Consider the following 11,499-nt stretch of genomic DNA (forward strand, 5'->3'; position numbering starts at 1 on the left):
TAAAGGGATTGAAGAATCGAAAGGTATGCAGAATTTATTTATAAAACGATTGTCGGGCTTATTATGTGCTTGGCTGTTCCCGTTTGTCGCTTTGTATGCGCAGGTGGACACAACGATCTATCACCAACTTTCGGGTGTCGAAGTGCTGGGAAAGGTACGCCCTTCCACAACCCGCGAGAGCACGCCGCTTCAGGTAATGGACAAGGCGGGGATGGAACGGCTCGGCGTTCAGGACTTGTCGGAAGCGGTGAAGCGGTTCTCCGGTGTGACGGTGCAGGATTACGGAGGTATAGGAGGGTTGAAAACTGTTTCCGTCCGCAGCCTCGGCGCCAAACATACGGCTGTCAGTTACGACGGGGTGACAGTCACGGACGCACAGAGTGGCCAAGTGGATATCAGTCGCTTCTCCTTGGACAATGTCGATATGATCTCCCTATCGATCGGCCAGGCTGACGACATCTTCCAGACAGCACGGATGTATGCTTCGGCGGGGGCGTTGAGTATAAAGACTGCTGCCCCCCTGTTTAAGGAAAAATCCTATAATGCTTATGTGAAACTGAAAGGAGGTTCATTCGGATTGTTCAACCCGGTGGTACGTTATGAGCAGAGAATAGGAAATCGGTGGTCCGCATCTCTGCATGCAGATTGGTTGAGTGCAAAAGGAGATTATCCTTTTACACTGATAAACGGTAAGGAGGTTACAGAAGAAACCCGTAAGAACAGCGATGTTCAGTCTCTTCGTCTGGAAGGAAATGTGTATGGTCATTTCGGACAGGGTGGAAAACTGAATGGCAAGGTTTATTATTACGATTCGGAACGGGGACTTCCCGGTTCGGTAATTCTTTATAATAGCAATGCCCGTGAACGGGTATGGGATAATAACTTTTTTACACAGCTTCATTATGAGAACGAATGGTTTGATCGCTTGAAATTCCAGGTAAATGCCAAATACAATTATTCGTTCAGCAAGTATCGCGATATCAGCAATAAATATTCCGGAGGCAAACAGGAAGATCTGAATACTCAAAACGAATATTACGGATCGGCTGGGATTTTGTATACACCCTGTTCTTATGTCTCTTTTTCGTTGAATACGGATATCGCGCGAAATACTTTGGTAAACAATTTCGTAAATGCTCCGACTCCCAAACGTTGGACTTCACTTACTGCATTTGCTATACAATATAAAAGCCCGGTATTGACAGCTACAGCCAGTTTGCTGAGCACTTATATAACGGACAAGGTTGAGAATGGAGATAGGCCGGCAGATAAGAAAAGGCTTTCTCCGGCAGTAAGTATCTCCTGGCGTCCGTTCCAGGAACAGTCTTTTCGTATTCGGGCTTCTTATAAAGATATATTCCGTGTCCCGACTTTTACGGATCTGTATTATTTGCGTATGGGGAATGTCAATTTGAAACCGGAAAAAGCAACTCAATATAATATCGGGTTTACATGGAATGATGAGATAAGTCCTTTTATACGCCTGTTAAGTGTTTCTGTTGACGGCTATTATAATAAGGTGAGTGATAAGATTGTCGCCATTCCGAATATGTACATCTGGAAAATGATGAATATGGGAGAAGTGGAGATAAAGGGGATAGATGTAAATCTAAGTGCCAATATACCTTTATATAAGGCTTTTTCCCTCTTGCTCTTGTCCTCTTATAGCTATCAGGATGCGATCGATGTAACTGACCCGGAAGAAAAAAACTATAAGAACCAGATACCTTATACCCCACGGCATTCGGGGTCTGTTTCGGCATCATTGGAAAACCCTTGGGTGAATGTGACCTATACGCTTGTGGCAGCAGGTGACCGTTATGCCCTTCCGCAGAATATAGAGGCAAATCAAATAGATTCATATATCGAACACAGTCTTTCTGTAAACCGGAGTTTTGCATTGAAGAAGTGTACATTCAAGGTGCAGGGAGATATCCTGAATCTGACAGATAAAACGTATGACATTATTCAGTATTATCCGATGCCGGGGCGTTCATGGAGATTTAGTTTAAGTATTACATATTAATTAGATAAAATAGAAATAGTATGAAGAAGAAAAGTATTTTTTTTGTTTCAGTCCTATGTGCACTGATGTCTTTTGTCTTTACAGGATGTAAGGATGAAGATGAAAATCAGCTTACTGTTCCGACAGAAGTTGTGACTGGGGTCACTTTTACAGATACGGATCAGGTTGAAGGAGTAATTAAAGGTACATTGAAATGGACTGCCCCGGAAAATGTATCCAATATCACTAAATATGTTATTTATCTGTCTGCCGATGGAAAGGGTAGAGATACGAAATTGGGTGAAGTTGAAGTCGGAACAAACAGCTATGCTATTGAAACCAGTGTAACTGCCGATACATATATTATAGTGGTTACATGTAATGCACAGGGAGAATCAGAGGCTTTGGCAAGTGTGAAAATCCAGGACCTCACACCGGACAGCCCGGAGCCGGAGCCAGAACCTGTAGATAATGGTGGTATCTATTTTCTGAATAGTGGAAAGATGGGGAGCAACAATGCTGGCCTTTCATGTTTCAATCTGAATACGTTGACGATGACTGTTGATACTTTCATGAACGTGAATGAAAGAGGATTGGGTGACACGGCTAACGATATGATTGTATATGGTTCTAAAATGTATATAGCTGTTTATGGTTCCAGCATTATCGAAGTGACAGACTTGAGTGGTAAATCTATCAAACAGATCAAATCGAGTGGTGATGCCTTATTACCTCGTTTCTTTACAGCTAATGAAGGAAAAGTATATGTGTCCTTGTATGATGGTTATGTAGCCCGTTTGGATACGGCATCTTTAGAAATCGAACAGAAAGTAAAAGTTGGCCGTAATCCGGAGCAATTGGTAGTTGCCAATAATAAATTATATGTGGCGAATTCCGGTGGTTTGGATTATAATACTCCGGTTGGGTATGATAAGACTGTATCTGTTGTCGATTTAACATCTTTCCAAGAGACGAAGAAGATCGAAGTGGTAACAAATCCTGTAAACTTGGTGACAGACAACCAGGGAGATGTTTATTTGGTTTCTATGGGTGATTACGGTGCTATTCCGAATACTTTCCAACGTATCGATAGCGAGACGGATGAAGTCACGACTATTACGGAAACGAATGCGACAGAAATGGCTTCTGTCGGTGATAAGCTTTACATGATCTATTCACAGTATGATGCAAACTGGAACCAGGTTATCTCATTTATTTCTTATGATGCAATAAATGAGAAGGTTATTTCAGATAACTTTATCACGGATGGAACCTCTATTGATAAACCTTATAAAATCGGAGCTGATCCGACGACCGGTTATATTTATATTACTGCTTCCGATTATAAGACGAATGGCGATGTGTATGCATTTGATGCGAGTGGTAAGAAGTTATTCCAGTTTGAAGTTGGTTTAAATCCTGTTAAGGCTGTATTTGTAAAACGATAAAAATGAAGTTGCTTGCTTCTTTCCTTTTACTCTGCCTCACGTTAAGTTGTAATATGAGGCAGAGTTCCCATTCCGAAGAATCCCTCTCCTCCGACACCATTCGCTACGCCCAAGGTTTTACAGTGCATCATTTCGATGGTTATACGGCTGTTGAAGTGAGCGATCCGTGGGACAGCACACGTCTGTTGCAACGGTATCTTTTGGTTGACCGGGAACGGCCTGTTCCCGGAAATCTCCCGAAAGGGACGGTCGTGCAGGTTCCGGCGCAGAATGTCGTGGTTTATACATCGGTGCATGCGGCTATTATCGACCAGTTAGGTGAGACAGGGCGGATCATAGGTGTTTGCGAGCCTCGTTATATGGACACCCCTGCTATCCGGGAAGGGCTGAAAGCTGGACGGATTGCCGATATGGGAGAGGCGACTGCCCCTAATGTGGAACTGATGATTGACAAAGGCGCCGAGCTTGTGATCGTTTCTCCTTTCCAGAATAGCGGCTACGGACCTGTCGAGAAACTGGGAATCCCCATTATCGAAGGGGCCGATTATATGGAGTCGCTACCTTTGGGACGTACCGAATGGATTCGTTTCTACGGGATGTTGTTCGGTAAGGAGGCGTTGGCCGATTCTATTTTCAGGAATACGGAGAAAAACTATCTCGATCTGAAACGGTTGATCACGGCCGATATGCCTCGTCCGACCGTTATCTCCGAAAAGAAGTTCGGTTCTTCCTGGTTTATGCCGGCGGGAGAAAGTTATATCGCCAATCTGTATGCCGATGCTGGAGCCGATTATGTTTTCAAGGAACTCCCCGGAGCCGGAAGTACACCTTTGGCTTTCGAGACAGTGCTCGACCAGGCTATCCATGCCGATATGTGGCTGATTAAATATAATCGGTCCGAAGACATGACCTACGATGATCTGCGTGCCGAATATACGCCGTACGAAAACTTCGACGCCTTTAAGAACCGTCGGATCTATTCCTGTAATACGGGGCTTGTCCCTTATTATGAGGAATTCCCTTTGCATCCCGATTACTTGTTGAAGGACTTGATCTGGGTTTTCCATCCGGAATCGCTGCCTGGTTATACTCCTCGTTATTATCGGAAGATGCAGGACTGATTACAATAAAAATTTTTGAAAAATAATCCTTTATCTGACTATATATGTGCTTGTTGCATAGTAAATCGCAGATGAGGGATTTTTTATAGACTCGTGTCAATCTTGGAGATAAGGGGATTTGGATACCCCTGTGTGATGTGAAATGCTTGTTTTACATATCTGGGACGCTTGTTTGTCAATGATTTTACAAGTGTTCTACAATTGGCAAGCAAGAACAAAGGTATGACTCCCGTTGTAGTGTCTTGCAGCTTTTCTCCTTATTGATTGGTGCTAATGAATCAATAATTCTTCATTTTATACCGAGGGATAATGCCTTGCTATGTTGTTTCTATTTATATCTTTGTCTTTATCTAAGAAAACATATTTATGAAAAGGAAATCGTATACTGATGCGCTTACCACATTGGCAAAAGGAACGGATGCCGGCTTGTACCGGCTGATCCCGGAAAGAGTAGAGATCGTAAACAGTGAAGAAGAAGTGCAGGAAATCCTGGCCGAGTGCCGGGTTACCGGTAAGCCTTTGACTTTTAAAGCAGGAGGTACATCATTGTCGGGGCAGACCATTACGGACTCCGTCCTCGTGGAGATCGGTCCCGATTTCGGGAAGATAAAGATTTCGGAAGACGGACGGTCGGCTACTTTTCCTTGCGGGATTACCGGCGATCATGCCAACCGGCTGTTGAAACGTTACGGGAGGAAGTTGGGACCGAGTCCGGCTTCCATCAAATCGGCCCGTATCAGTGGGATCGTGGCCAACAATGCCAGTGGTTCAAGTTATGGTATTACCTATAATTCCTATCATACGGTCCGCAGTATGCGTTTGATCCTGACGGACGGAACTTTGCTCGATACCGCTTCGGCCGAAAGCCGGAGACATTTTGTCGAGAGCCATCCCGAATGGGTGGACGGTTTGCTTGCACTCCGGGAAAGGGTGAAGCAAAATCCGGAGATGGAGGCCCGCATACGTCATAAATACGAACTGAAGAATACTTGCGGGTACGGAGTTAATTCGTTGGTCGACTATGACGATCCGGTCGATATCCTGATGCATCTGATGATCGGTTCGGAGGGAACGCTCGGTTTTATTTCGGAAGTGACCTTTGAGACAGTCCCTGACCTGAAACTGAAAGCTTCGGCTTTGCTTTACTTTCCCTCTATCCGCGAAGCTTGCCAATCTATTCTACCGCTTCGCGAGTGCAGTGTTTCGGCTGCAGAATTGATGGACCGCAATGCCCTCCGTGCTGTCGAGAACGAGCCGGGGATGCCTGAAACGCTCCGGACTTTGCCGGATGAGGCGGTCGCCCTCTTGATCGATACCTCTGCCAATGACAAACAGACGCTACAAAAGCAGTTTGCCGAGATTGAAGAGAAGCTTTCATCCGTACATACACTTTACCCGGTTTCTTTTACCACCGATCCGGAGTTGTATGCCACTTACTGGCGTGTCAGGAGCGGCCTGTTTACTTCGGCTGCGGCAGGACGTCCGCGGGGGACGGTGTCCATTATAGAAGATATTGCTTTCCGGGGAGATGTCTTGGGAGACGCCCTGACCGATGTACGCGAGGTGCTTGCCAGACACCATTATCCCGATGCTGTGATGTGGGGACATCTGTTAGATGGAAATGTTCATTTCACTATTTTCCCGGATGTCAACCGCTCGGAAGGGGTGGAGGGGTATGCCGCCTTTATGCAGGAACTGACCGACACGGTGCTTCGCCATGACGGTAGCCTGAAAGCCGAACACGGGACGGGGCGCAATATGGCTCCGTTTGTCCGCCAGGAATGGGGAGACGATATCTACCTGTTGATGAAAGATATCAAGAAGCTGTTGGATCCACAGAACCTGTTGAACCCTGGTGTGCTGATCAACGACGATCCGCAAGTGTTCATCAAGAACCTCAAGCGGATGCCGCTGGCAAACGATCTGATAGACCGTTGCATCGAATGTGGTTTCTGCGAAGTACAATGTCCGGCACGTAACCTGACGATCACGCCCCGTCAGCGTATCGTGATTTACCGTACCTTGTCGGCGATGGCGGAAAGGGGTGAGACAGGTACTCCCCGTTATGCCGGACTAAAAAAAGCTTTTCAATACAAGGGGAATGAAACGTGCGCTACGGACGGTCTTTGTGGAACGGCTTGTCCGGTCGGCATCAATACCGGTTTGCTGATAAAGGAACTACGATGGAAAGAGAACGGGAAGGCTGCGGAACGAATCGCTTCTTTTATTGCGAAAGACATGGATTCGGTCACGAATGCGTTGCGTCCTATGCTTTCCTTTGCGCATGGTGTTTCCAAAGTGATCGGTTATGGAACGATGGAAGGAATTACGCGTGGCTTGTTCCGGATCAGTGGTCATCGTTTTCCGCTCTGGACGCGGTATACGCCGTCAGGGGCTCGCAAACTTGATTATACGACCGAAACACGGCTTCCGGGACAGCCCGAAATGGTCTATTTCCCTTCCTGCATTACCCGTACGATGGGGCCTTCTGCTGATTATGATGATAAAGCGGGAGTGACGGAAAAGACGATTTCCCTGCTTCATAAGGCCGGATTCGCCATCCGTTATCCGGAAAATATCCACCGTCTGTGTTGTGGTATGGCTTTCAGCAGCAAAGGTTTCCGCCGGCAGGCCAAAGAGAAGGAGGACGAACTGAACGAGGCCTTGCTGAAAATCAGTGACAACGGAGCTTTGCCGATTCTTTGCGATATGAGTCCTTGCCTACTCCATATGCGTGAGACGCTGGATAAGCGGTTGCACCTTTATGAACCGGTCGAATTTATTTATGACTTCATGCTGGACCGGTTGGAGTTCAGCCCTCTGCCTATTACAGTTGCCGTCCATAGCACGTGCAGCACTACGAAAATGGGAGTGACAGCCAAGTTGCAGGCACTTGCCGGCATGTGTGCCGCCAAAGTCGTTTCGCCGATGGAGGTGACTTGTTGCGGATGGGCGGGTGACCGGGGTTTCTTCTATCCCGAACTGAACGCTTCCGCTCTGCGGATGTTGCCCACAAGCCTGGAAGAGGCCACCGAAGGGTACAGTAACAGCCGGACCTGTGAAATCGGTCTGACGATGAACAGCGGCATCTCTTATAAGTCGATTGTTTATCTGGTGGACAAGGTTACCCGGAAGAAGGAAGAGCTTTAAAATAAAATCCCCCCGTACTCTTACAAGCGAGTCGGGGGATTTTCAGTTTGGCATTTTTATTATAGGGAGTTGTTTAGGTTATCATGCCCAGCCGTTCAACATTCCGTAGAAATACATGGGTTTCAGGAAATAAACTTTCAACAGCCATGCAGCCCAAAGTTCCTTCGATGTGTCAAGCATCGTGAACGGGAACGAATTTTTCGCTTCTTTCTTATAGTCGAACTCGCACAGGAGTACATGCCCGTAGTCCGTTACGATCGGGCAGGCGGCATATCCGTCGTATTTCTCTGCCGGCTCTTTGCCTTCCATCAGCGAAATCAGGTTCTTGGCGGCGATAGGCACCTGCTTGCGGATGGCGGCGGATGTCTTGCTGGTCGGAATTCCGGCTACGTCTCCTAAGGAAACGATATTCGGATATGTCTTGTGTACCAGCGTTTCTTTGTCTACCATCACCCAGGCATCGGCGGCCAATTTTCCTTCCGTCCATCCCAGGCCGGCTTCTTTTACGAAATCGGGAGCAGACATCGGCGGCGTGAAATGCAGGAAGTCATAATCTTCTACAAACGGCGTGTAGACTTTCTGATCGCCCACTGTTTCGATTTTCTCGAAATGAACCTGCTTGGCAGCCGTGTCTACGCCTTTCACGCGTACATTCAAGTTGATAGGAATGTTGCGCTCCTTGTAGATTTCCAACAAGCGGGGAGTGAAAAACGGCACGTCATACAGTTCTTTGGATGCAGTGTAAAAATTCAGGTCCACTGTCTCGCGTGTACCCTGCTTGCGGGTATAATGTTCTGTCAACAAGCAAATTTTCTTGGGAGCACCCCCGCATTTGTGCTTGGTATAAGTATCTGTGTAGATTCCACGTCCGCCTGTCTTGGAGAATTCCTGTATGGCTTTCCAAGTCTTTTGTGCACCTTCGAAGTCGTAGATGCTATGGGCGTTTCCTTGTCCAAGTGTCGCTTGCGTGATACCTTCCACCTTTTCCCAGTTGATTTGGATTCCGGGAGTCAAGACCAGGAAGTCGTAGGCGATCTTTCCGTTATTTTTAGTTGTTACCTGATTCCATACGGGATCGACGGCGGCAACAGAATCTTTAATCCATTTGATATCGCTGGGCATACAGTCCTCCTGCTTTCTCCAGACATCATCCGGTTGGTACACACCCGATGCGATCAGGGTGAAGCCCGGTTGATAAAACTGACGGTCACTGGGATCGATCAAAGTGATATCCGGCTTGTCCAACCAGCTCTTTAAACGGGCAGCCATACTGATACCGGCAGCACCTCCGCCGATAATTACAATTTTACCTTTGGCTTTGCTTGAAAATGCTTTTGCCTTTTGTGTACTTGCAGCGGTCAGCAACCCGGCCATTGCCATCAGTTTGAAAAAGTGGCGGCGGTCGATACCTTTCTTCTCAAACGCCTTTAATTGATCTTCCAGTTCGTGTTTCATCATGTCTAAAAAATTAGATTTTAGTCACAAAGAAAAGATAATCCGCAGGGGCGTACAAAGAAAGGACTACTACATAGCTTGCGCAAGTGTTTTGAGTGGAAAGAAATACTACAACATTACTTTCTCATGTTCTTTTATGTTGTGTATAATTAGTTGGTATATAATTACATATAAGATGTGTGTTTCTGAGAAAATATTTTCAGAAGCCCATTAGGAAATCGACAAGATTCGTATCCCCTTCCAGCTCCAAACGTTTCCTCAAACGGTATCGACGCAGCTCTATCGCCCGTACGGATACGTTCATGAGGGACGCGATTTCCTTCGTGGAGAGATTCATGCGGAGCAGACAGCAGATGCGGAGATCGCCTGTCGTGAGATCACTGTATCGCTGCCTGAGGCGGTCCATGAAATTCTGGTGCGTACTGTTGAAATAGCTTTCAAACAGTACCCAGTCCGCCTGGTTGTTCAAAGTCTCTTCCATCAAAGTTTTCATGCGGATGTAGAGTTTGTTCGGATAACGTTCACCCAGCGTCTCCTTCTGCTTTTCCAGTTCTTCCAACAGGCTTTGGACGGCCTGGTTGCGTTTGACAAGGGCTGTAGTCTGGAGTGTCAGCTCGTTATTTTTGTTTTGCAGCTCGGCTTCGAGCATCTGGTTTTTTATGAGCTGCATCTGCTGTTGTTCGGCCTGCCGTTCGGCTTCGGCTTTTTCCTGTTCTTCCTTATGCAGGTTTCTCAGGTTGTAGCGGAGCACGGCCTGCACGAGGAACCAGACGAGTGCGATATAGACCAGCCACGCCCATACGGTGTTATACCAGGGAGGACGGACTTCGATGGGGAGTGTGAGTTCGGGATAGGGCCCCTTGATGACATATTTGCGGACTTTTAATTCATACCTCCCTTCCGGTAATTGCAGGAAAGTGATTTTCCCGTCGTGTTGCCAGGCAGACCAGTCCGAAGATACGCCTTCGATCTTGTAACTGATCTGGTGGTTGGAGGTGAATATTGTGGTGCCTGCCCAGACATTGAATTCCTGGAAGTCGTGTGGGAGAGAAATGTGCTGCGTGTTGATCGGCAGGCGATGGATGCCGGAAGCATCGACATATTCAAGTCCCGAAATCTTCAGGGGAGTGCTGCCCAGACTGTTGCCGATCAGTTCCCGGATGTTGATCAATAAAGCCCCTTGCATGGCGGAGACCAAGACCAGCGAATCGTTTAAAGGGATGATCCGTTTGCCCCTCGTCACGAGGTTCATATTGTAATTGTCGAAGAGCAGGCGGCATTTCAATGTCCCGATGCCGTCTGCCACGTGAAACAATCCGGCTTCGTTTCCGATGGAAAGCCAGTAGAGGTCGTCACCGGCCGGGTAAACGAGTCCGGCTTGGGCGAATATTCCCAATGCTTCCGTGTTCCGGAATAATTGCTTGACGTCCGGTACGGGGGCTTTGTCGGTTTTGAGATAAGGTTGTGCTTCGGCTTCGTTTACGGGAACGAAAGGACTTGTGGCTCCTAATGAGCGTTTGAAATAACCGAGGTTGGTCTGGATATACAATTCTTCGCCATCCAATCCGGCATTCGCCAGTTTGCCGATCGCGCTTCTTTTCCCTAATAAGGTGATTGGGGGATCGAAAGAGATTTGTGATAATCCGTTGTCGAGCGCCACCCAGATTTGTCGTGTGTCTTGTACGCAGATAAAGCGGACGATGTTGTCTTGTAGCTGGTTCTGCAGAGACAGATGTTGCAGGATCGTACCGTCGGAATCCGTGATATATAATCCTTGTGTCAGGGTGCCGATGAAAAAGAGCGTTCCGTTGGTCGCAAAGGCGCTTGGTTGTGCGTCTTGTATTTCTTTGGGTAAAGTAAAAGGTGTTTCAACGGCTGGTGGGGTGAAGCGGACTTCTGGCGGAACCATGTTTAGCGGGCGGTATCGAAGGGTTCCGTCCTTGTCGTATGTCCAGCTTCCCAGCATCGTCTCGTTACGGGTGTAAATCGTGTCGTTGTAGTTGGTTACGCCGGTCACCTCTTCCTGTCCCGGCAGTGAATAGAGCCTCCAGGTATTGCCATCGAAAGCAAGCAGGCCGGAATTGTTGGCGACATACAGCATACCGTCGGGTGTTAGCGAAAAGCCCCAGTTCTGGCAACTCGCCTTATAATCGTCGACCGTATAATTTTTTACGAATACATAGGGAATGGCTACTGACGCGCACACGGTATGTACCGTGAACAGGAAAGAAATGAGAATGATCAGCAGTCTGTACATAGGTCTATTATGAATAAAAGGGAGGTGTGTCAAAATCTCCTTGTCCTCGCGCTTGATGCGGGG

General features: G+C 47.2%; 6 protein-coding genes. 4 read left to right on the forward strand and 2 right to left on the reverse strand.

All coding sequences use genetic code 11. The annotated features are described in order from the left end of the window. Positions 1–25: 25 nt before the first annotated feature. From NQ564_RS17395 to NQ564_RS17410, 4 genes are all read left to right on the forward strand, one after another. On the forward strand, positions 26–2,026 hold the full coding sequence (locus NQ564_RS17395; RefSeq protein ID WP_008153107.1) for a TonB-dependent receptor: 2,001 nt from the start codon (positions 26–28) through the stop codon (positions 2,024–2,026). A gap of 20 nt (positions 2,027–2,046) precedes the next feature. After that, complete coding sequence (locus NQ564_RS17400; RefSeq protein WP_008153105.1) at positions 2,047–3,453, forward strand: DUF5074 domain-containing protein; 1,407 nt, start codon at positions 2,047–2,049, stop codon at positions 3,451–3,453. 2 nt (positions 3,454–3,455) lie between these two features. After that, positions 3,456–4,574, forward strand: a complete 1,119-nt coding sequence (locus NQ564_RS17405; RefSeq protein WP_008154031.1) for an ABC transporter substrate-binding protein — start codon at positions 3,456–3,458, stop codon at positions 4,572–4,574. A gap of 366 nt (positions 4,575–4,940) precedes the next feature. Beyond that, entirely contained in the window at positions 4,941–7,724 is a 2,784-nt protein-coding gene (locus NQ564_RS17410) for an FAD-binding and (Fe-S)-binding domain-containing protein (protein ID WP_008153100.1), read from the forward strand. Positions 7,725–7,805: 81 nt separating this feature from the next. Here the strand turns inward: NQ564_RS17410 and NQ564_RS17415 are convergent, their stop codons facing one another. Next, entirely contained in the window at positions 7,806–9,182 is a 1,377-nt protein-coding gene (locus NQ564_RS17415) for an NAD(P)/FAD-dependent oxidoreductase (protein ID WP_008153098.1), read from the reverse strand. A 196-nt stretch (positions 9,183–9,378) separates the two neighbouring features. Then, positions 9,379–11,436: a hypothetical protein gene (locus NQ564_RS17420; RefSeq protein WP_021862152.1), complete on the reverse strand. Its 2,058-nt coding sequence runs from the start codon at positions 11,434–11,436 to the stop codon at positions 9,379–9,381. Positions 11,437–11,499: the final 63 nt, after the last annotated feature.

Origin of the sequence: Parabacteroides johnsonii DSM 18315, from assembly GCF_025151045.1 — a bacterium.
GTDB lineage: Bacteria > Bacteroidota > Bacteroidia > Bacteroidales > Tannerellaceae > Parabacteroides > Parabacteroides johnsonii.